At 70.4% G+C, this 22,422-nt stretch carries 16 protein-coding genes; 10 read left to right on the forward strand and 6 right to left on the reverse strand.

The genetic code is table 11. From position 1 onward, the window contains the following. Positions 1 to 116: 116 nt before the first annotated feature. Positions 117 to 716 (forward strand): nitroreductase family protein, encoded by a 600-nt coding sequence (locus tag O7553_RS22205; protein WP_281555703.1) that lies wholly within the window; start codon positions 117 to 119, stop codon positions 714 to 716. A gap of 29 nt (positions 717 to 745) precedes the next feature. On the opposite strand, the gene O7553_RS22210 is transcribed toward O7553_RS22205, so the two are convergent. Further along, positions 746 to 2,299: an NAD(P)-binding domain-containing protein gene (locus O7553_RS22210; RefSeq protein ID WP_281551607.1), complete on the reverse strand. Its 1,554-nt coding sequence runs from the start codon at positions 2,297 to 2,299 to the stop codon at positions 746 to 748. Between the two features lie 209 nt (positions 2,300 to 2,508). Further along, complete coding sequence (locus O7553_RS22215) at positions 2,509 to 2,823, reverse strand: hypothetical protein (RefSeq protein WP_281551608.1); 315 nt, start codon at positions 2,821 to 2,823, stop codon at positions 2,509 to 2,511. Between the two features lie 457 nt (positions 2,824 to 3,280). Here O7553_RS22215 and O7553_RS22220 point away from each other — a divergent pair, with 457 nt between their 5' ends. The 5 genes from O7553_RS22220 to O7553_RS22240 are packed head-to-tail and all read left to right on the forward strand — an operon-like array spanning position 3,281 to position 13,182. Continuing rightward, positions 3,281 to 5,251, forward strand: coding sequence for a CRTAC1 family protein (locus O7553_RS22220; RefSeq protein WP_281551609.1), 1,971 nt, complete (start codon positions 3,281 to 3,283; stop codon positions 5,249 to 5,251). After that, a complete protein-coding gene (locus O7553_RS22225) occupies positions 5,248 to 6,243 on the forward strand; it encodes an enediyne biosynthesis protein (RefSeq protein ID WP_281551610.1) in 996 nt (331 codons plus the stop codon). The genes O7553_RS22220 and O7553_RS22225 overlap by 4 nt, the downstream gene beginning before the upstream one ends. A gap of 13 nt (positions 6,244 to 6,256) precedes the next feature. Continuing rightward, positions 6,257 to 12,103 carry a type I polyketide synthase gene (locus O7553_RS22230; RefSeq protein WP_281551611.1) on the forward strand — a complete coding sequence of 1,949 codons (5,847 nt, stop codon included), beginning with the start codon at positions 6,257 to 6,259 and terminating at the stop codon, positions 12,101 to 12,103. A 3-nt stretch (positions 12,104 to 12,106) separates the two neighbouring features. Further along, positions 12,107 to 12,592 (forward strand): acyl-CoA thioesterase, encoded by a 486-nt coding sequence (locus O7553_RS22235; RefSeq protein ID WP_281551612.1) that lies wholly within the window; start codon positions 12,107 to 12,109, stop codon positions 12,590 to 12,592. 2 nt (positions 12,593 to 12,594) lie between these two features. Then, positions 12,595 to 13,182 (forward strand): flavin reductase family protein, encoded by a 588-nt coding sequence (locus O7553_RS22240; protein WP_281551613.1) that lies wholly within the window; start codon positions 12,595 to 12,597, stop codon positions 13,180 to 13,182. A 186-nt stretch (positions 13,183 to 13,368) separates the two neighbouring features. Here O7553_RS22240 and O7553_RS22245 read toward each other — a convergent pair whose 3' ends face one another. Together O7553_RS22245 and O7553_RS22250 are read right to left on the reverse strand one after the other, a co-directional pair. Beyond that, on the reverse strand, positions 13,369 to 14,739 hold the full coding sequence (locus O7553_RS22245) for a cytochrome P450 (protein ID WP_281551614.1): 1,371 nt from the start codon (positions 14,737 to 14,739) through the stop codon (positions 13,369 to 13,371). Beyond that, a complete protein-coding gene (locus O7553_RS22250; RefSeq protein ID WP_281551615.1) occupies positions 14,736 to 15,722 on the reverse strand; it encodes a DUF1702 family protein in 987 nt (328 codons plus the stop codon). Before O7553_RS22250 ends, O7553_RS22245 begins: the two co-directional genes overlap by 4 nt. A gap of 328 nt (positions 15,723 to 16,050) precedes the next feature. Here O7553_RS22250 and O7553_RS22255 point away from each other — a divergent pair, with 328 nt between their 5' ends. Both O7553_RS22255 and O7553_RS22260 read left to right on the forward strand, forming a co-directional pair. Beyond that, positions 16,051 to 17,139, forward strand: coding sequence for an NAD-dependent epimerase/dehydratase family protein (locus O7553_RS22255; protein ID WP_281551616.1), 1,089 nt, complete (start codon positions 16,051 to 16,053; stop codon positions 17,137 to 17,139). 37 nt (positions 17,140 to 17,176) lie between these two features. Next, positions 17,177 to 17,971, forward strand: coding sequence for a maleylpyruvate isomerase family mycothiol-dependent enzyme (locus O7553_RS22260; protein ID WP_281551617.1), 795 nt, complete (start codon positions 17,177 to 17,179; stop codon positions 17,969 to 17,971). Positions 17,972 to 18,250: 279 nt separating this feature from the next. Here O7553_RS22260 and O7553_RS22265 read toward each other — a convergent pair whose 3' ends face one another. Beyond that, on the reverse strand, positions 18,251 to 19,030 hold the full coding sequence (locus tag O7553_RS22265) for a helix-turn-helix transcriptional regulator (RefSeq protein ID WP_281555704.1): 780 nt from the start codon (positions 19,028 to 19,030) through the stop codon (positions 18,251 to 18,253). Positions 19,031 to 19,481: 451 nt separating this feature from the next. Then, on the reverse strand, positions 19,482 to 20,408 hold the full coding sequence (locus O7553_RS22270) for a carboxymuconolactone decarboxylase family protein (RefSeq protein WP_281551618.1): 927 nt from the start codon (positions 20,406 to 20,408) through the stop codon (positions 19,482 to 19,484). Positions 20,409 to 20,851: 443 nt separating this feature from the next. On the opposite strand from O7553_RS22270, the gene O7553_RS22275 reads away from it, so the two are divergent. Together O7553_RS22275 and O7553_RS22280 are read left to right on the forward strand one after the other, a co-directional pair. Further along, positions 20,852 to 21,451, forward strand: coding sequence for a carboxymuconolactone decarboxylase family protein (locus O7553_RS22275; protein ID WP_281551619.1), 600 nt, complete (start codon positions 20,852 to 20,854; stop codon positions 21,449 to 21,451). A 25-nt stretch (positions 21,452 to 21,476) separates the two neighbouring features. Further along, on the forward strand, positions 21,477 to 22,352 hold the full coding sequence (locus tag O7553_RS22280) for an SDR family NAD(P)-dependent oxidoreductase (protein WP_281551620.1): 876 nt from the start codon (positions 21,477 to 21,479) through the stop codon (positions 22,350 to 22,352). Positions 22,353 to 22,422: the final 70 nt, after the last annotated feature.

Raw genomic sequence — 22,422 nt, forward strand, 5'->3', positions numbered from 1 at the left:
AACCACCGTGGCCTGCGGTGGGTGATCCTGGAAGCACAGCCCGACCGGTCCAGGAGGTCCCCGTGCAGAACGTCGCGACGGTCCCGTTCCATCTCGACCGGCTCGACCCGGCCGCGATGGGTGTCACCGCCCGCCGGTTCGCCGACCAGATGGCCAGCCGCCGCTCGGTGCGGCACTTCGCGCCCGACCCGGTGCCGTTGGAGGTCATCGAGGACGCGGTACGGGCGGCGGCCTGCTCGCCCAGCGGCGCGAACCTGCAGCCGTGGCGGTTTGTCGTGCTCACCGACCCGCAGCGCAAGCGCCGGCTGCGGCAGGCCGCCGAGGCGGAGGAGTTGGAGTTCTACACCCGGCGGGCGTCCGCCGAGTGGCTGCGGGCGGTGGCGCCGATGGGCACCGACTGGCAGAAGCCGTTCCTGGAGACCGCCCCGGTGGTCATCGTGGTGTTCGAGGTGCACCGGGGGCCCAACTCGCCCAAACCGTACTACGTCAAGGAGTCGGTCGGCATCGCCACCGGGGTGCTGATCACCGCGCTGCACCTGGCCGGGCTGGCCACCCTCACCCACACGCCCAGCCCGATGAAGTTCCTCAACGAGATCTGCGAACGCCCCGCTGAGGAACGGGCCTGCGTGGTGATGCCGGTCGGCTACCCGGCGGCCGGGGTGACCGTGCCGCAGCTGACCCGCAAGCCGCTGTCTGAGGTCCTGGTCCGCCGGTAGGCGGCAGTGGTACCAGGTTTCCCGGAGGGTCAGCGGTGCAGGTCGGCGGTGAAGAACCGGGTCAGCGGCTGGATGTGCCGGTCCGGTCGACGCCACTCGGCCAGCAGGTCCTCCAGCAGGTGCAGCTCCTCGACGAGTTCGCCGCCCCGGTAGCGGCGCACCACCGGGTGGATGAAGGCGCTCTCGGACGCCCGGTCGGGCTGCGGGTGACGTTCGATCGAGAAGACGTCCGGGTAGTCGTCCCGCCCCCAGCGCAGCCCGAACGTGTAGTAGTGGCTCTCGCTGCCGAATCGGCGTACCGCGTAGTCCTCCGGCAGGTCGTGGTAGTGCCGGACGTGACCGGTTGCCTGGTCGACGACCAGGGCGTCGACCAGGAACTCGAACTGGGTCCACAGCGCCGAGCTCCAGTTGACCCGGTCCAGCACCGCCCGGGTCAACGAGTCCGGGTCGGCGGAGACCTTGTCGAAGCCCAGCGGCGCAGCCTCGTACCGCTCGCGCAGCAGCGCGGTCAGGGTCCGCAGGTTGTACCGGAACCCGTCGATGAATGCCGAGGACGCCTTCTTGAAGTCGCGGTCCTGGGCCACGGTGCCGGCGAAGTAGAGGCCGTCGACGTCGACCGACTGCCAGTCCGGGTCGGTGGCCGGCATCCGGCCGCTGGGGACCAGCTTCGGACTGGCGCTGGCACCGAAGATCGAGGTGTCCATGGCGAAGCCGGTGCAGCGCAGCACCGACTCGTACTCCATCACCGCGGTCTCGCCGTCGGCGTGGGTGTAGGTGAGGTGCACCTCGTAGCGGTCGCCGACCGGGCGGATCTCGTCGACCACGCAGTCCAGTACCGAGTGCAGCGTCTTGAACTGGTAGCTGTCCAGCACCGCGCCGTGATGGCCGCGTACGTCCCCGGGGTGTTTGGTGTTCCAGGCCAGCCGCATCGGCCGAGGGCTGGCCAGGTGCACCATGGATGCGTGGCCGAGGATCGCCGAGGCCGTTTCGAACGCCGAGTTGCCCTTGCCGAGGATCAGCACCCGGTGGCCGGCGTAGTCCGCCGGGTCGGTGCTCATCGCCTCGTAGCCGACCGCGTGTTCGATACCGGTTACGTCGGGGATGTTCGGCCGGCCCCAGCCGGTGGCCACGACCAGGCACTCGCAGCTGTAGGTCTGGTCACCGGCGGACACCACGAAGCCGTCCTCGGTCTTCTCGACCCGCTCGACGCCGACGCCGTACCGGATCGCCAGCCGGTGGTGCCGGGCGAAGTCGGCCAGGTAGCGGACCAGGTCGTCGGCGCTCGGGTAGTACTCCCGGCTGTAGTCGGAGAAGGGCAGTTCGAACGGCTCGTGCAGCAGCGAGTTCCAGTCCCAGCGGAGTCGGATCTCCGGGTCGGCGCTGACGGTGTGCACCTTGTTCAGCGAGATCAGGCCGCGGTGTCTAGGGAACCGCCGGAAGAACTCCCCGGGACCATCGGATCGCTCCAGTGTGAGGTAGTCGCTGCCGGCCTGCTGCAGGTAGTAGCTGAGCTGTAGCCCGGCCGGGCCGGCGCCGACGATCAGATACCGGTGGTGGGTGGTCGCGGGCGGCACGTCGGTCATGGATCTCTCCCCGGTCGGAATATCCATGACTTTTTATGATAAATGCGCATAGGTCAATCGGTCATACGGATCATCGACGACCGACCGAGGGGCGGTTGCGCGACCCGGTCGGCAATCCGATCTCCGTGCCGTGGTGGACGTCCCGGGGCACCCGGAAACCCGGCCGTGGTGGACAGGCCGGGCACCCGGGATCGCCGCAGCGGCCGAGGTCAGGCCGCCTGGGTCGCCGGCTCGCGCCGGCCGCTGACCTTCGCCGGCGGCATCGGGCCGCCCTTCGCGGTGCCGGACATCTCGTCACCGTCGACCACGACGTCGAACACCAGATTCATCCGGATCGGCTTGGTGATCGACTGGAACCAGGACAGCCGGTCGTCGGCCACCTGCAGGTCCTGCAGTACCAGTTCCTCCTTCTCCCCACGGGAGATCCCCTGCAGCACACCGTCCTTGGTGAACAGTTCGAGCACGGTGTGCCGGGTACCAAGCGGGGTGGCCACGGCAACCTTCCAGAATCCCTCGACAGACACGACGGCTCCTTCTCTGCGCGGTGAGCCGGACAGCCGACCGAAATACGACGGTGCACGGTGTCCGGATGACGCGTCATGCGACACCTCACTCAGGCTAGCCAGCTCCTGTCGCCGAGGGTTTCGCAATATTGCCGTCTTTCCAGCCGATCGGATCGGCGACGGATTGTGACAGATCCCAGAATGCAGCGAATCACCGGAGGCAATGTGAAAGAAGCGCTGCACCGTACGGCCGTCGGACGATGATCCCGGTGGCCGACCGTGCCGCGCGGCCTCCCCATCTCCACCCACCCTCGGCTTCAGGAGGATCCCCCGGCGAGCCGGGAGCTGCGAGAGCTCCCGTTCACCGCACGCCATTCCCGGAAATTCATCGGATCGGCGTTGCGGCAACGATGTCCGCCCTGTCAACTCCGTCGGCCTGGACAACAGCCGATGGTTCCCGCAGTAAGGAGACCAGACCGTGCTGGGTCAACGCCTGCGCTCGATCAGCCCCGGGATAACGGCGATCTTACTTCTCGTCGTGATGTTCTTCATCATCGATGCTCGCGTGTCGGTGGCCGGCGCTGACGAGGTTGCCCAAAAGTACCGGTTCACCGAGCTTGAGATCGACTATCCGGAAGGTTACGACCAACTACCTAAACGGAACATCCGTGAGGTCAACGAGTCGTACCACAAGATCCGGTCCTGGATCTCCTCGGTGGGCGCGAGCATCGCCGTCAACGACCTGACCGGCCACGGGGTGGCCAACAGCTTGTGCTTCGTCGACGTGCGGACCAACGAGGTGGTGGTCACCTACGCGCCGACCGCACCGGCCGCCGACCGGTTCGAGCCGTTCCTGCTCGACCCGGCGCCGCTGCCGATCGACCACACGATGGCGCCGATGGGCTGCGTGCCGGGTGACTACAACCTGGACGGCCGGATGGACATCATGGTGACCTACTGGGGCCGGGTGCCGATCCTGTTCCTGCGCAAGGCCGGAACCGAGCTGCCCGCCAACGACGCGTACCACCGGCAGGAGATCCTGCCGCAGGACTCGCCGGACGGCCGCTACCACGGGCCGAAGTGGCACACCAACGCGGCCACGGTCAACGACTTCGACGGTGACGGCAAGCCGGACGTGGTGATTGGCAACTACTTCCCCGAGTCCGATGTGCTCGCCCCGGACGGCCAGGACAACGTCGAGATGAACGACTCGCTCTCCACCGCGACCAACGGCGGCGGGCTGCAGGTGCTGCGCTGGCACGCGGCGACCGCCGGCGAGACGCCGTCGGTGACCTTCGTGCCGGAGCGCGGTGCGGTCCCGTTCGCCAAGAGCACCGGCTGGACCCTGGCGCTGAGCTCCGCTGACCTGACCGGTCGCGGCCTGCCGGACATGTACGTCGCGAACGACTTCACCTTCGACGCCCTGCTGCACAACGTCTCCCGGCCCGGTCAGATCAAGTTCGAGGCGGTGTACGGCGAGCGCAGCCACGGTACGCCGAAGTCGTTCCAGCTGGGCAAGGACTCGTTCAAGGGGATGGGCGTCGACTTCGGCGACCTGGACGCGAACGGCAGCTTCGACATGGTGGTCTCCAACATCACCACCGCCTGGGGGTTGGAGGAGAGCAACTTCGTCTGGGTGAACCAGGCCGGCTCCGAGGAGGAGGCCCTGCAGAGTCTCTCCGCCGGTACTGCGCCGTTCATCCAGCAGGCCCGGCCGCTCGGCCTGGCCTGGAGCGGCTGGGGCTGGGACGTGAAGTTCGCCGACTTCCGCAACGACGGTGACCTGGAGGTCGTGCAGACGCTCGGCTTCGTCAAGGGCGACATCGACCGGTGGCCGTGGCTGCAGGAGATGGCGATGTCCAACGACAACCTGCTCTCCAACCCGGCGATGTGGCCGAACATGCAGCCCGGCGACGACATCGCCGGTGACCAGCCGCTCGCCTTCTTCGCCCGGACCGACAGCGGCGAGTTCACCAACATCACCGAGCAGCTCGGCCTGGACGTGCCGATCCCGACCCGCGGCATCGCCACCGCCGACACCCGGGCGACCGGCGCGCTCGACCTGGCCGTAGCCCGGCAGTGGGCCGCCCCGGCGTTCTACACCAACGAGGCACCGGACCTCGGCGACTACCTCAACCTGCGGCTGTACCGGCCGACGCTGGACGGCACCGACGCCGACCTGCCCGGTACGCCGGCCTACGGCGCCACCGTCACGGTCACCACCGCAGACGGACGCCGGCAGGTCTCCCAGCTCGACGGCGGCAGTGGCCACGGCGGCAAACGCAGCTTCGATGTCCACCTCGGACTCGGCGACGCCACCGGCCCGGTCACCGTCGACCTGCGCTGGCGTGACCTCGACGGCGATCTGCACAGCACCACTCAGCAGCTGTCGGCCGGCACGCACACCCTCGTGCTGACCGACCGTGTCCAGGAGGTTCCGAACCGATGACCACGACCGCCGAACGCCAACAGACCGTCGGCACGACGACGGCCCCCGCCGGCCCACCCGCGCCGGCGGCGAAGGAGCCGGACCGCCGCTACCTGGCGCTGCGCAACTTCGCCATCTCGATGACCGTGTTCAACATCCTCGGGTACACCGTCCTGGGCTTCGAGCAGCCGTGGCTGTGGCCGATCCTGGCGGTGCTGGTGGGCTACGCCACCGAGCTGGTCTTCGAGACCTTCAGCGCCCGGATGCAGCAGCGGGCACCCCGGTACACCGGGCGCGGCGGACGCGGCATGTACGAGTTCCTGCTGCCCGCCCACATCACCGCGCTGGCCTGCAACATGCTGCTGTACGCCAACGACATGTTCCTGCCGATCGCGTTCGCGGTGATCGTCGGGGTCACCGGCAAGTACGTCTTCCAGGCCCCGGTGTACGGCCGGATGCGGCACTACATGAACCCGTCCAACCTGGGCATCACCGTGGCCCTGGTCTGCTTCGGCTCGTGGATCTCGATCGCCCCGCCGTACCAGTTCACCGAGGGTGCCAACACCTTCTTCCGGATCATGATCCCGATCATCATCGTCACCGCCGGTACGGTGATCAACGCCATGCTGACCCGCAAGGTGGCGTTGATCGTCGGCTGGCTGGGCGGCTTCGCCATCCAGGCGCTGCTGCGGCACTGGATCTGGGACGTGGCACTGTTCTCGGCGCTCGGCGTGATGGCCGGGGTGGCGTTCGTGCTGTTCACCAACTACATGATCACCGACCCGGGGACCACCCCGGTCAAGCCGATCCACCAGTTCATGTTCGGGTCGTCGGTGGCCATGGTCTACGGCGTACTGATGCTGTTCAACGTCGTCTACACGCTGTTCTTCGCCGTCGTCGTGGTCTGCGGCGCCCGCGGCATCTACTGGTGGATGGTTCACCTGCGTAAGCGCGCCCAGCAGCAGGCGGCGGTGGCACCCGCCCCCGCGCCGGTGGCCGGCGCGACGGCGTGAGGAAAGGTATCTGATGAGTGACCGTATCGCGGTGGTCGGGATCGCCTGCCGGTATCCCGACGCCGACTCCCCCAACCAACTGTGGGAGAACGTGCTCACCGGCCGCCGGGCCTTCCGCCGGCTGCCGGACGAGCGGATGAACCACGAGGACTACTACTCCCCCGACCCGGCCGCGCCGGACCGGTTCTACTCGGCCAAGGCGGCGGTGCTGGAGGGGTTCGAATTCGACCGGGTCAAGTACCGGATCGCCGGCAGCACCTTCCGGTCCACCGACATGACCCACTGGCTGGCCCTGGACACCGTCGCCCGGGCCCTGGCCGACGCCGGCTTCGCCGACGGTGAAGGGCTGCCGGCGGCCAGCACCGGCGTGGTCATCGGCAATACCCTGACCGGTGAGTTCAGCCGGGCGAACCTGCTGCGGCTGCGCTGGCCGTACGTCCGGCGCACGGTCGGCGCGGCCCTGCGCGAGCAGGGCTGGGACGACACCGCGGTGACCGCCTTCCTGGACGATCTGGAGCCGCGCTACAAGGCGCCGTTCCCGCCGATCGACGAGGACACCCTCGCCGGTGGGCTGGCCAACACCATCGCCGGGCGGATTTGCAACCACTTCGACTTCAAGGGCGGCGGGTACACCGTCGACGGTGCCTGCTCGTCGTCGCTGCTGTCGATCGCCACCGCCTGCAACGCGCTGAGCAACGGCGAGCTGGACGCGGCGGTCGCCGGCGGGGTGGACCTGAGCATCGACCCGTTCGAGGTGATCGGCTTCGCTAAGACCGGCGCGCTGGCCACCGCCGAGATGCGGGTGTACGACCGCAACTCCAACGGCTTCTGGCCCGGTGAGGGCTGCGGCATGCTGGTGCTGATGCGCGACGAGGACGCCGTCGCCCGGGGTCTGCGTCGGCACGCGGTCATCGCCGGCTGGGGCTACTCCTCCGACGGCAAGGGCGGCATCACCCGGCCGGAGGCCAGCGGCCACCGGCTGGCGATCCGTCGGGCGTACCAGCGGGCCGGCTTCGGCATCGACTCGGTCGCCTACCTGGAGGGACACGGCACCGGGACGGCCGTCGGTGACGCCACCGAGCTGCGCGCGTTCACCGAGGCCCGCCGAGAGGCGGCCCCGGACGGCGAGCCGGCCGCGATCAGTACGGTCAAGGGCAACTTCGGCCACACCAAGGCCGCCGCCGGGGTGGCCGGCCTGCTCAAGGCGATCCTGGCGGTCCGCCAACAGGTGATCCCGCCGGCCACCGGGCACGTCGAGACCCACCCGGAGCTGGACGTCGAGCAGCCCGCGCTGCGGGTGCCGGCCGCCGCCGAGCTGTGGCCGGCGGACAAGCCGATCCGGGCCGCGGTCTCGTCGATGGGCTTCGGTGGGATCAACGCCCACGTGGTGGTGGAGACCGCCGAGACCAGCCGGCGGACCCGGGTCGGGACCGCGACCACGGCGCTGGTGCGGTCCCGGCAGGACACCGAGCTGCTGCTGTTCGACGCCCGGACCCCGCAGGAGCTCGGCGAACGACTCGCCGGGCTGGCCCCGTGGGTGGCCCGGCTGTCCTACGCCGAACTCGGCGACCTGGCCGCCGCGCTGGCCGGGCAGTTGGCCGGCCAGCCGGTCCGGGCCGCAGTGGTCGCCGGCTCCCCGGAACAGGCCGCCGGCCGGCTCAGCCGGCTGGCGGAGGCGGTCGCCGCCGGTGAGCGTACGGTCATCGACGCCGCCGACGGCGTGTTCCTCGGCGCCGCTGGCGGCAACCCGCGCATCGGGTACCTGTTCCCCGGGCAGGGTGCCGGGCGGCGGGCCGACGGTGGCGCACTGCGTCGCCGGTTCGCCGACGTCGACACGCTGTACCGGACGTACCAGCCACCGGCCGGTGCCGACCTGGTGGCCACGGCGGTCGCCCAGCCACGGATCGTCACCGGATCTGTCGCCGGTCTGCGGGTGCTGTCCATGGTGGGCATCGAGGCCACCGGTGCCGCCGGGCACAGCCTCGGTGAACTGACCGCGCTGCACTGGGCCGGGGCGATGGATGAGCCGACGCTACTGGCCACGGCCGCCGCCCGAGGCCGGATCATGGCCGACGCCAGCGCCGGTGACGGCACCATGGCCAGCATCTCCGCCGCGCCCGAGGTGGTGCAGCCGCTGCTCGCCGGTACGGCGGTGGTGATCGCCGGCTACAACAGCCCGCAGCAGACCGTGGTCTCCGGCCCAGTCGCCGCAGTCGAGCAGGTCGGTGCCCGAGCCGAACGGCAGGGCCTGTTCTGGACCCGGATCGCCGTGTCGCACGCCTTCCACTCCGAGGCGGTCGCCCCGGCCGCGGTGGCGTTCGGTGAACACCTGGCCGGTCAGTCGTTCACCCCGCTGGCCAGGTCGATGGTCTCCACCGTCACCGGTGAGCCGCTGCCGGCCGACACCGACGTCGTCGACCTGCTGCGCCGGCAGGTGCTCGACCCGGTGCGGTTCACCCAGGCGGTGAGCCGGCTCGCCGAGACCAGTGACCTGCTGCTGGAGATCGGTCCGGGTCGGATCCTGCGCGGCCTGGCCGGCGAGATCGCCCCGGACGTGCCGACGATCTCGCTGGAGACCGACAGCTTGTCGCTGTCCGGGCTGCTCAACGCCGTCGGGGCCGCGTACGCGCTGGGCGCGGTGATCGACCACGATGCGTTGTTTCAGGGCCGGTTCACCCGACCGCTGGAACCCGGTCGGCCGCTGCGCTTCCTCGCCAGCCCGGCCGAGTCGGCCCCGGCCGGCGACTTCGCCGTCGCCCGGCAGGCCGGAGCCCAGCCGGCCGATCACGCCGCGGGATCCGCGAACAGCTCCCGGGACCAGGCGGCGGGGCGCTCCGGTGCTGACAGTCTCGAGGTGCTCCGTCGGCTCGCCGCCGAACGGGCCGAGCTGCCGCTGGATGCGGTACGCCCGGACAGCCGGCCCCTCGACGAGCTGCATCTGAGCTCGATCACCGTCGGGCAGATCGTCAACCAGGCGGCCCGCGAACTCGACGTACCGGCGCCGACGCTGACCTCCAGCTACGCCACCGCTACGGTCGCCGAGATCGCGCAGATCCTCGACGACGCCGCCGGTGCCGCACCGGCCGGCGACGACGCGGAGCCGGTCGTCGCCGGTGTGGCTCCCTGGGTCCGGGCGTTCGCCGTGGACCTGGTGCCCACCGGGGTCGCCCCGTTCGCCGGGTCGGGTGTCGACGGCGACTGGCAGGTCTTCACCGCCGGTCACAACCCGCTCGCCGAGCCACTGGCGGCAGCGCTGGGCACGGCCGGGGTGGGCGACGGAGTGCTGCTCTGTCTGCCCCGCGACGGCCAGCCGGAGCATGTCCCGGTGCTGCTGCGGGCCGCCCGCGCGGCGCTGTCCGCCGGCGGGCCGGTCCGGTTCGTCGCGGTCGGTGACCGGCGGTCCGCCGCCGGTCTGGCCAAGACGCTGCACCAGGAGCATCCGGATATCGACACCACGGTGGTGCTGCTGCCGTTGCCGGAGTACCCGACGGTCGACGACGATCCGGCGGACCGCGCCGAGGGGCGCGACGAGTTGGTGCGCCGGCTCGTCGCCGACGTCGGTGCGACGACCGGGTTCAGCGAGGTGCACTACGACGCCGCCGGTGAGCGGTATGAACCGGTGCTGCGGCCGATCCAGCTGCCACCCAACGGCGGTGCCGGGATCGGCCCGGACGACGTGCTGCTGGTCACCGGCGGCGGCAAGGGCATCACCGCCGAGTGCGCCTTGGCGCTGGGCCGGGACACCGGCACCGCCGTCGGCCTGCTCGGCCGCTCCGACCCGGCCGACGACGCCGAACTGGCCGCCAACCTTGACCGGTTGCGGGCCGCCGGTGTCCGGTTCCACTACGCCCGGGCCGACATCACCGCAGTGGACCAGGTGAAGGCGGCGGTGAACGCCGTCGAGCAGGCGCTCGGCCAGGTCACCGGGGTGCTGCACGGAGCCGGACGCAACGAGCCGACACCGGTGGCCGCGCTCGACGAGGCCGCTTTCCGCCGTACCCTGGCTCCGAAGATCGACGGCCTGGACGCGGTGCTCGCCGCGACCGACCCGCAGGCGCTGCGGCTGCTGATCACCTTCGGCAGCATCATCGGCCGGGCCGGGCTGCGCGGCGAGGCGCACTACGCCACCGCCAACGACTGGATGACCGACCTGACCCGCAAGGTCGGCAAGGACCACCCGCACATCCGCTGCCTCGCCCTGGAATGGTCGGTGTGGTCGGGTGCCGGGATGGGTGAACGGCTCGGGGTGCTGGAGTCGCTGACCCGCGACGGCATCTCCCCGATCCCGGTCGAGGACGGCATCGCGATCCTCAAGGAGGTGCTGGCCAGCCCGTCCGCGCCGCAGGCGATGGTGGTGATGAGCCGCTCCGACGGGCTGCCGACGGTCACCATGGAGCGGCGGGAGCTGCCGCTGCTGCGCTTCGTCGACCGGCCCCAGGTTCACTACCCGGGCGTCGAGCTCATCGTCGACGCCGACCTGACCGCCGACGACGACCTCTACCTGCCGGACCACCTGCTCGACGGGGACCTGCTGCTGCCGGCGGTGCTCGGCATGGAGGCGATGGCCCAGGCGGCGCGGGCGCTGACCGGGCGGATCGAGACGCCGGTGCTGGAGAACGTCGAACTGCTCCGGCCGATCGTGGTCCCGCCGGACGGCAGCAACACCATCCGGATCGCGGTGCTCGCCGCGCCGGACGGTGCCGTCGACGCAGTGGTCCGCAGCAGCGACACCGGGTTCGCGGCCGATCATTTCCGGGCCAGGCTGCGCTACGACCTGCCGGCCCGGCCCGAGGTACGGCCGGCGACCGCGGCCACCGAGCTGCTGCCCATCGACCCGGCCAGTGAGCTGTACGGGCCGGTGCTGTTCCAGGGGTCGCGGTTCCAGCGGCTGCAGGGCTATCTGGATCTGGCCGCCACCAGCTGCGTGGCGCGGGTGTCGAACCGGTCGGTGGCGCCATGGTTCGCCCGGTTCCGGCCGGGCGAGCTGGTGCTCGGCGACCCCGGCACCCGGGACACGGTGATGCACGCCCTGCAGTGCTGCGTCCCGGACGCCACGCTGCTGCCGGGGGCGATCGAACGGCTGCACCTGGCCGACGCGAAGGTCGCCGCCACCCTGGACAGCGTCACCATCCACGCGCTGGAACGGTCCCGGGAGGGCGACACATACCTGTACGACGTGGACGTCTGTGACCCGGACGGCAACCTCGTCGAACGGTGGGTGGGGCTGCGGCTGCACGCCGTACGCAAGCTGGACGGTTCCGGTCCGTGGCTCCCGGCGCTGGTCGGGCCCTACTTGGAGCGACGGGTCGGCGCGTTCCTGCCGACCGACCTGCGGGTGGTGGTCCGCCCGGACGACCCGCAAGCTACCGAGGTGGCCGACCGGCGGGAGCAGACCCGCAAGGCGGTCAGCTGGGCGTTGGGCGGCGACGCGCAGGTGCGCTACCGGCCGGACGGCAAACCGGAGGTCACCGGCGGGCCGCAGATCTCGGCGTCGCACGGCGCCGGGGTGACCGTGGCGGTCACCGGACCGGCGGCGGTCGGCTGCGACGTCGAGGTGGCCGCCGGCCGCTCCGACGAGGAGTGGGCCGATCTGCTCGGCGCGGAGAACCTGGCGCTGGCCAGGCTGGTCGCCCGGGAACACGGCGAGGAGTTGTCGGTGTCGGCGACCCGGGTGTGGGGCGCCGTCGAGTGTCTGCGCAAGAACGGCCACGCGCGGGTCGACCTGGCCGCCGAGCCGAACGCACCGGCCGGCTGGGTGGCGTTGCGATCCGGAACCACCCGGATCGCCACCTTCACCACCGCGCTGCAGGGCGTCGACGACCCGGTGGTCTTCGCGATGTCCGCCGACGGAGGCAGGTGAGTCATGGAGTCCTACTACGAGTACCGGCACCTGGTGGGTTTCGAGGAGACCAACCTGGTGGGCAACGTCTACTACGTCAACTATCTGCGCTGGCAGGGCCGGTGCCGGGAGATGTTCCTGCGGGACCGCGCGCCGGAGGTGCTGGCCGACATCCGGGACGATCTCAAGCTGTTCACCCTCAAGTGCGAGTGTGAGTTCTTCGCCGAGATCAGCGCCTTCGACGAGCTGTCGATCCGGATGCGGTTGGAGGACCTGACCCAGACCCAGATCGGCTTCGCGTTCGACTACGTCCGGCTGCGCGACGGCTTCGAGGAGCTGGTCGCCCGCGGCCGGCAGCGGATCGCGTGCATGCGCGGGCCGAACACCGACACCCGCCCGGCCCGGGTGCCGGATCCGCTGCGGATCGCGCTGTCGCACTACGCCGTCACCGGCGGCAACGGTAACGGCAACGGGCAGCGCCGGGTGCTCGAAGACGTCAGGGAGGGCTGACCGTGGCTACCGACAAGCAGACCGTGCCGGGCGTCGCAACGGCCGGATCCGCCGGATCCAACGGTACGGTCGGGGCGGCCGGATCCAACGGTACGGGCAAGGGTGACCACGCCGAGCTGCGCACCGTGATGGGGATGTTCGCCACCGGCGTCACCCTGGTGACGTCCGGGACCGACCTGCCGCACGGGATGACCGCGAACGCGTTCTCCTCGGTATCGCTGGAGCCGGCGTTGGTGCTGGTGTGCGTCAAGCGCACCGCGGTGCTGCACGCGACGGTCCTGGCCCAGGGCACCTTCGCGGTGTCGATCCTGGGTGCCGACCAGGAAGGGCTGGCCCGCTACTTCGCCAGCTCGTCGCGGCCGCGCGACGAGCGGGAGTTCGAGACGGTCGACCACTGGGCGGGGCGGCACACCGGCGCACCGATCATCTCCGGCAGCCTGGCCTGGGTGGAGTGCAAGCTGGCCGCCGTCTACGACGGCGGCGACCACTCCATCTTCCTCGGCTCGGTGCTGGGCACCGGCCGCGGTGACGGCCACGACGCGTTGCTGTTCCACGGTGGCCGGTTCGTCGAGGTCGCCGGCCGAGGCTGACCCGACCCGCCACCCGACCGGGCGGTCCCGCTGTGCGCGGGACCGCCCGGTCCTTCGTGGTGGAGTCGCAGTCGCCTCGGACTCGTCGCAGTTCGCCTCGGACGCCCGGTGGACCGTCGCGGGCCGGACACGACGCAGCCGGCGCTCGCAGATGCGAGCGCCGGCTGTGTCAGGTGGGTGGGCCGGTCAGGCCTCGTGGACCCGCATCGGCAGGCCGCCCCGGACCCGCAGGGTCAGCATCGGTTCCGGAACCAGGCGGTAGCCGGGCTGCACCGACATCCGCAGCCGACGCGCCACGCAGGCGATAACGAACACCGCCTCCATCAGCCCCAGGTTGTTGCCGACGCAGAAGCGCGGGCCGGCGCCGAACGGGATGTACGCGTACCGGGGCCGGTCGGTGCTGCGGTCGGGGTCGAACCGGTCCGGGTCGAACCGGTCCGGATGCACCCAGAACTCCGGATGCCGGTGCAGGGTGTACGGGCAGAGCACCAGGTCAGCGCCGGCCGGCACATGGTAGCCACCGACCACGTCGTCGCCCTGGGCGATCCGGGGCAGCAGCCAGACCGGCGGGTAGAGCCGCATCACCTCGTCGACGACCATCGCGGTGTACCGCAGCCGGTGCAGGTCCTCGTAGACCGGTGTCCGGTCGCCGAGCACCTCGACCGCTTCGGCGTGCACCCGCTCCCAGACGTCGTGATGCCGGTCGAGCAGATGGAACGCCCAGGTCAAGGTGCTGGCGGTGGTCTCGTGACCGGCCAGCAGCAGGGTCACCAGCTCGTCGCGCATCCGCTGCCGGGCGACCTGCGGATCGGCTTCCTCGTTGGTCGATCCGATCAGCCGGGACACCACATCGTCGCGTTCGGCGATGCCGCCGGCCGCCCGCCGCCGGGCAACCAGCTGGTCGACGACGTCCTGCAGCTCGGCGCGGGCCCGGCGGAACCGCCGCTGCCGGGGCAACGGCACCCAGGTCGGCACCGCGCCCAGCGACATCATCTCGAAGATGGCCTGGTCCTGGACGGCTTCGAACGCGTCGCCGATGCCGCCGAACTCACCCAGGTCGGTGTCGAGCAGGGTCCGGCCCAGCACCCCGAGGGTCAGGTCGGTCATCTCGTGACGGATGTCGACCGGTTCGTCGCGGCCGACCATGGTGTGCAGCCGGTCGGCCAGCCCGACCGCCTCCTCGGCGATCGCGCCGGCCTGCCGGGCGATGCGCCGGGCCTGGAACACCGGCTGGATCGTCTTGCGCTGCTTGCGCCACAGCTCACCCTCGCTGGTCAGCAGGCCGTCACCGAGGGTACGGCGGGCGTGGACCAGCCCGATCCCCTTGTGGTAGTTGCCCGGGTTCTCAGCGAGCACGTGCTTGGCGTGGTCGGGGTGGTTGAAGAAGTACAGGGTCTTCGGCCCCAGCGGCAGCCGGACGGCGTCGCCGTAGCGGGCCGACACCGACCGCATCACATCCAACCGGTTACGGGCCATCCGGGCCAGCAGGGCCGGTGCCGACCAGGGTGACGGCCCGGGGGGACGCAGCCGGCTGGGCTGGTCGGCGAGCGCCGTCACGGCTGCGCCCCGACGTCGGCGCGGAACCGTGCGGCAATCGCACACCGCCAGATCTCGTACGCCGGCAGGTCGGACTCCGCCGTGACGGGCGGGATCTCCTCGTCGGTGATCCGGGCCGCTTCGACCGCACCGGTGCGGCAGAACACCTCGGTGGCCAGCTCGGTGTGCGGCATCAGCAGCCCGGCGCGGACCCGGGCCTGGGCTGCGAACGCGCTGGCCTGGGCGACGAACGGGGCATGGTCGCCGGAGCGGCGCAGGAACAGGGCAAGCTCCTCCTCGGTGGCGCCGCCGGCGTACGTCGCGGCCAGGCCGGCGCCGCTGTACAGGTCCTGGTGCCGGGCGACGGGGAACGCGTCGATCAGGTCCGCGGCGCGCGTCGGGTCGGAGCCGGCGACGAACCAGATGGCCCGGCCGATGCCCTGGTCCACGACGCGGTCGGCGTACCACGTCGGGCCTTCCGACGGCCAGGGGAAGCCGCGCACCGTCCGCCGGTTGACGACGTACTCGGCGGTGTGGAAGTACGCCTGGTGGAAGCCGTACCCGTCGAGCACCAGCCAGCGCAGCAACGGGTCGGTCGCGGCGGCGCTGGCCCGGCCCCAGAGGAACCGGGGCAGTCGGGCCATCGCCCAGCCGATGCCGACGTACGCCATGTAGACGTGCCGGTCGCCGGTCCCGGCGAGGAACTCGGCGCTGCGCCGGGGTTTCCCCGGGGTGATCGCGTCGACCAGGGCGAAGCCCATCGCCGCGCCCTCGTAGGCGAACCCCTGGAAGCGGGTCGGCAGCGGAGCGAGGTCGGTGTCGACGTCGGTGACCCGCCGAGCACCGGCGGCTGAGGAGAGCCCGGCGAGGAACGAGGCACCGACGGATTCCAGAACCTCAACTGCTTCCGGCCCTTTGTCGTGGAAGCCACGAACGGATACCCGGGTCTGCGAAATGTCAGGGGTCAGGACCCGTTGCCGGAGCCCTCGGATGATTCCGGTCACCTATCGCTCCCATTCATCCAGATCAGACAAGCATCATCATTGATCGTGCCGGTGCGACAGTGCGGACGCCACTTCCCGATTGCCCTGTGACCTGCAGCTAAGTAGCGTCAACAACGGCACTATGAGAGAAGACCACCGTCGCTCGCCGGGGCACGATCAGACCGGACCGACACCAACGAAATTGTCGTACGACACATCGAGCGACAACCTGTACGGGCACTCCACGCCGGTACGGGAGATTTGTTTTGCTCAGGCGCCGTTATCGGCCCGGTCGGCGGACGATATCCGACCATGGCGCATGGGTGGATTCCAGAAATGGAGGAGACCGATGTTGGTCCTGGTCACCGGCGGCACCGGATTCGTCGGCGCGCACACGGTCGCGGCCACCCTCGCCGCCGGCCATCGGGTCCGGGTGCTGGCCCGCGACCCCGCCGGGGTGTCCCGGGCCATGGCGCCGTTGGGAGTGCCCGAGACAGCGGTCGACGTGGTGCTCGGCGACGTCACCGACGCGGTCGCAGTCGACCGGGCGGTCCGGGACACGGACGCGGTGGTGCACGCCGCATCGGTCTACTCGTTCGACAGCCGGCGGCACGCCGCGACCCGGCGGACCAACGTACGCGGAACCGAGCTGGTGCTGGCGGCGGCGCGTAACCATGGGGTGGCCCGTACGGTGTACGTGTCCACGGTGGGCGCGTTGCTGCCGGCGGCCGGCTCGCCGCTCGATCCGAGCGCTGCGCACGGCCCGAGTTCGCTGCTCGGCCCGCGCTCGCCGGTCGGCACCGCCAGCGAGCCCTACCTGGCCAGCAAGGCGGCGGCGGAACGGGTCGCCCGCCGACACCAGGAGCAGGGCGCGCCGGTGGTGATCAGTTACCCGCCGGCGCTGCTCGGTCCGGACGACCCGAAGGTCGGCGACCAGACCGCCCGGCTGCGGTACGTGCTGCGCGGCATGATGCCGGTCTGGCCAACCGGCGGTTTCCCGGCCGGCGACGTCCGCGACACCGCCGCCCTGCACGCGGCGCTGCTCACCGCGCCGAGCGACGGCCTGGACCGGCACTTCGGGCCGGGACGGTACGTCAGCACCCGCGACTACGTGGCCACCGTCCGCGCGGTGACCGGGCGACGGCTGCCGACGGTGTTCCTGCCGGCCCGGGCGATGTTGCCGTTCGCCCGGCTCACCGACCTGGTGCAGCGGGTCTGGCCGTGGCACATCCCGGCTGAGTACGGCGCCTGCTACGTCTGCGCCTGCGCGGCGCACCCGCCGCAGGAGGAGCCGTTGGTCGGGCCGCCCGCCCGTCCGTTCAGCCGAACGGTCGCCGACACGGTGCGCTGGCTGCACCGGACCGGGCGGCTCTCCGCCGGGCAGGCCGGACGGGCGTCGACCGACCCGGCCGGACGGCCATTGCCCGACCGACAGTGATCCGCCGTGGCGACACGGCCGTACCAGGGAGGCAAGCATGTCCGAAAGCGACTCCGTCCGCGCCGAGTCGGGTGTCTCGGGCGCCGGGCCGGATCCCGCCGGGCCGATTCCGACCGGACCGGCTGCGGCCGGGTACCGGCAGGTCCGCCGGAACGTGACCGAGCTGCTCACCGCGGGTCCGCCGGACCTGGCTGCGGCCGTACCCGGCTGCCCGGACTGGAGCATCGCGGACCTGGCCAGCCACCTGGTCCAGGTCTGTGCCCGGGTGTATGAGCGGATCGCCGCGGGTGAGACGGCGACGGAAGGCACCGGCGGCGGACCGACGCCGGCCGGCATCCAGTTCTCACTGCTGCCGTCGGACCGCGCGACCGCACCGCTGCCGGCCGGTGGGATCGGCGAGCTCCTCGACGACTGGACGCGGTTGAGCGGGCCGGTCGAGCAGTTCCTCGGCGAACCGTTCACCGTCCGACGGGGCATTCTCGTAATGGACGCGTTCACCCACGAGTTGGATCTACGCCGGGCGCTCGGGGTGGATCCGCCGGCACCGCAGCACCCGGCGCTGCCGATAGCGATGGGCATCTTGGCGAAAGGACTATCGCTGTCGACCCGCAACCGCGGCCTGCCGGCGCTGCGGGTGGAGACCGACCTCGGCCAGTGGCCGATCGGCGAGGGTGCGCCCGCGGCCACCGTCGCCGGCTCCTGGCACGACGTCTACCAGGCGATGTCCGGCCGGTTGACCGAGGAACGGATCCGCGCGCTGCGCTGGAGCGCGGACCCGGCACCGTGGCTCGCGGCGTTCACCTGGGGACCGTTCGTCGTCCCCGTCCGCTGACGTCACCGCCCGACGTCGCTGGCCGAGGTCGCTGGCCGCTGACACCACCGCCAGGGGCCGTTGCCTCGCCGGCGAACGCAGTGTCACCGCACCGGGTCGGGGGTACTCGTTGAGCTTGATGCCGCAGGTGCATTCTGATGCGCCTGCGGCATCACGTCTTCAGAAGCACCGACGGAAGACGTCGCTGCGGATCCCTCGACCCCGCAGTCGGAAGCACATGTATCGACGTCGCCCGGCCGGCAGCGTGCGCCACCGGCCGGGTGAGGGCAGACCTTCGGGTCACGATCGGATCGCGCCGACCACCCGGGTCCGCCCGGCGACGCGCCGTTCGTCACGGCCGCGGGACCGACGGCTCCGGGAACCGGTCACGTGCCCGTCGAGTTCGGGCAGTGCGATCAGGATGGGCAGGTCGAAGACGCCGGTGGCGTGCAGTTCCAGGTCGACGGTGAGATCGGTGCCGACCGTCACCGACAACGGCTCGTGCGCGCCGACCGCGAGCGGACGTCGGGTCGATGGGCGGGCGGTGATGTCGTCCAGCGCGATCGCGGCTGCCCTCAGGTACCATTCGCCTTCCGGAACATCGGTGAGCAGGTAGTCGCCGGACGCCTCGAGGATGTCGCAGGCGGCGGGCAGCCCTTGCACGATCGGGCTGTCGAACACTCCGACGTAGACCTTGACCGGAACGTCGATCGGCGGCAGCACGACCTTTCCGCTGATCGTGGCAGCTCGCCGGCTGCCGGCCGACCGGGGCTGGGACAACTGTGGGATGCCGTGCTCGGCGAGCCACCGGTAGCGTGCCGGCGAGATGCCGACGCTGCGGGTGAACCGACTGATGAAGGTGCCCAGACTGTTGTAGCCGACGGCGTAGGCGATGTCGGTGACGCTCATGTCGGTCTCCAGCAGCAGGTGTTTCGCCTTGTACAGCCGGATCGCTGTCAGGAAGCGGCCGGGCGACGTGCCCGTCTTGGACCGAAACAATCTGGAAAAGTAAAAACGACTCAGAAAGGCAGAATCGGCCATAGCGTCGAGTGAGAGTGGCTCGTGGTAGCGGTCCCACATGATGGCAATAGCCCGTTCGACGGCGTTAGGCACTGCGGATCAACTCCATTCGGCTGTAGACGACGAGGTCGCCTCTCGAACAGTGCGCTCGCGCGCTGGTCACCCACTGCAGATTCCGGGAGCATCGACACAAACCCATTGCCCCAGCTCAGAGGCACCACCACGCCGCCACCACCCTGGCGGGGTGCGGCGGGAGCGGTACACCGAGGGTAATCGCCAACACGCCGCTTGGCTGCGCGGCGGCTCACGGGAGGCAGGAAAGTGTCGAACATCGCTCCACCATCTAGGCCCTGACCGGTCCGGATGACTTAAGACCCTACCATAAATCGAGAACAATAAGTGCAGCCAAATTTCGACTTTCTTGCTCTATCAATGGCCGGGCGCCGATCACCATCCGTAGCGGATACCCGCATTACTCGGCGATACCCTTTCTGTCCGAACGGAATGTCGCCTACCCCCGCATCGGGAGCAAATTGCCCACCCGCCGGGCCGCCGCCATCGCCGCCCAGGAGGAGAGCTCGACCAGCGTACGGTCGTCGGCGCCGACCTGCCGGCAGCGCTCGATGACGGCGGGATCCACCTGGTAGGAGGCGAAGGCGACCAGCAGCGCCAGCCGCGCCACCGGCCGCTGGTCGGCGGGCAACGGCGCGATCAGTTCCTCGACCCAGACCCGACTGATCCCACGTGGCCCGCCACCCCACCGGGCGAGATTGTCCGACACCAGGGCGCGGATGTTCGCCGGCAGCGCGCGGGCGCCGGCGTCGTCGATCGCGGCGCAGGCCCGCGCGTACGCCTGGGCGACGGTGTCGTTGTCAGCCGCCCAGGACAGGTCGGCGGGCAGGTCGGCGGCGGGCAGCAGGCCGAGGGCGGCCCCGGGTACGTGCGCCTGACGGGCGGCACCGGCCATCTGACGACCGAGCACCCACAGCACCGGCGGCAGCGTGAACTCCGGCACCTTGGGCGGTAGCGGTACGTCACGGAGGAACACGTTCACCATCCGGTTGAGGTAGTGCAACAACACCGCCACACCGACCAGGTCGGCGAGCTGCTCGGCCGGAAACTGAGGATCGACCGGCCTGCCCGGATGGTCCACCGACATCACCCATTCGACGAAGACGTCCAGTTCCGGGGCGTTCGTCGCGGGCTGGTCGCGCCGGCCCGGACCGAGCACGGTGAGCGCGCTGTTGTGGATCATGGCGCAGTACGGGCAGGCGTTGCCGGCCGAGACGGCGGTGGCCACCGCCTCCTTGGCCGCCCGGGACGCCAGCCCGGGCACGATCAACGTCTCGCGCAGCACCAGCCACGCCGCGGCGAGCATCTCAGGTGCCGCAGCATGCAGGGCCACCGGCGGCGCGAGCACCCCGAAGTCGCCTTCCATCTGTCGGTACACCTGAGACACGAGACCACTCGCCCTTCCTCGCCGCACTGCGGAGACGTAGCGAATCTGAGTCAGCCCCAGGCCGCTCAGCACCGGACGCATCAGACTTCCCGGCATCATGACCTCATCCGTTCCAATTGATTGGTGACAGGCTATCGGTTGATACTGCCACGTAGCCAGAGCTATCGGAGATCCCGCCCTCCTTTCGCCGGTCTTCAAAATGGTGCGCCGACTAGGCAATCTGGGAGAGCACGACCCCCTGCGGTACATGCCATCATGAGGCGACCAAAATGCCTGTCGACCGTTGCCACAGGTGCTGCCCGCTGCGCCGTGTGCCACTGTCGGGGCTGGCACGGCAGGTCTCGCCCCCGGTTCGGGTCTGGTGTGGAGGGTTGACGCACGGGCAGGCCCGGCACCCGCTCACCCACTGAGGAGAACACTCAATGGAAACGACGACAAAGCAGCCGGGAATCCGGGTCCCGCTGATTGACGAGGAGCACGCCGAAGGCCGCACCGCCGAACTCTACGAGCAGATCAAGGCAGTCACCGGGCTGCCGTTCGTGCCGGACATGTTCCGGCTCACCTCGACCAATCCTCGGCTGCTCGAGGTGGTCGTCGCCGGCTACGGGGGCATCTTCAAGGGCGACACCCTGCCCCGCGATCTCAAAGAGCTGATCTCGGCCTGGACGTCCAAGCTGAACGGCTGCCCGTACTGCGTGGGCACGCACAGCTGGTTCCTCAGCGAGTTCGGTGGCAGCGAGGAGCTGGTCGAGGCCGTCTCGACCGCCTCGACCGCCGAGGAGCTGCCGGTCGACGAGCGGACCCGGCCGCTGATGAAGCTGGTCGAGAAGGTCAGCACCGGCGCGTACAAGATCACCGACGCCGACTGGGAACAGGCCGCCGCCGCCGGCTGGAGCGACGCCGAGATGCTCGAGGCGGTCTTCTGCGCCAGCCTGTTCGCCTTCATCAACCGGCTGGTCGACGCGACCGGGTTGGGTACGTCAACCGACCGCAGCCGGATCGCCCGACAGGGCGACGAGTGACCTCCGGTCGGAGAGGAGTCCGGTCGTGACACGATCCCGCGCGATCCTGCTGACCGGTGCGTCGTCGGGCACCGGCATGTCGTCCGGCTCGGGCAAGGCGGCCGCGCTGCGCCTGCACCGAGCCGGCTGGCCGGTCTACGCCACCGGCCGCAACGTCGACGCGCTGGCCGATCTGGCCGCCGAGGGCATCACCGTGATGCATCTCGACGTCACCGACGAGGAGTCGATGGCCGCTGCGGTCAAGCGGATCACCGACGAACACGGCGCGGTCGGCACGTTGATCAACAACGCCGCGTACAGCCTCAACGGCACCATCGGGGAGACCCCGATGGACGAGGTACGGGCCCAGTTCGAGACGAACGTCTTCGGTCTGTGCCGGCTCACCCAGATGGTCCTGCCCGGGATGCGGGAGCAGGGCGGTGGCCGGGTGGTGCTGATGTCGTCGATCTTCGGACTGTTCGCGACGCCAGGTCGGGGCTACTACCAGGCCACCAAGCACGCGTTGGAGGCGATCGGCGACTCGCTGCGACACGAGGTGGCCCGGTTCGACATCAAGGTGGTGCTGATCGAGCCGTCGCCGATCCTCGGCGGTTTCGTCCCGGACAGCGTCGCCGACCTCGGCATGCAGTCGCACGGCAACCCGGCGCTGTACAAGGACTTCTGGGACTACTTCGTACAGTGGCACCAGGCGTACCGGCTCAGCGACAACCCGCCGCTGCGCGGCAAGATGGCGGTCCGCGCCGAGCATGTAGCCAAGGTCATCGAGACCGCGGTCACCCACCCCAACCCGCGCGTCCGGTACCGACTCGGGATACCCGCCCGGCTGCTGACCCGGATGCGGGCGACGATCGGTGACCGCAACTGGGACCGGTTCGTCCGCGCGTTCTTCCCCATCCCCTGACCGTGGCCGTGGGCCGTGGCCATGGCCCACGAACTGATCGGCGCCGGCGGTCGAAACCGCCGGCGCCGAT

Origin of the sequence: Solwaraspora sp. WMMA2059, assembly GCF_027497315.1 — a bacterium.
Classification (GTDB): domain Bacteria; phylum Actinomycetota; class Actinomycetes; order Mycobacteriales; family Micromonosporaceae; genus Micromonospora_E.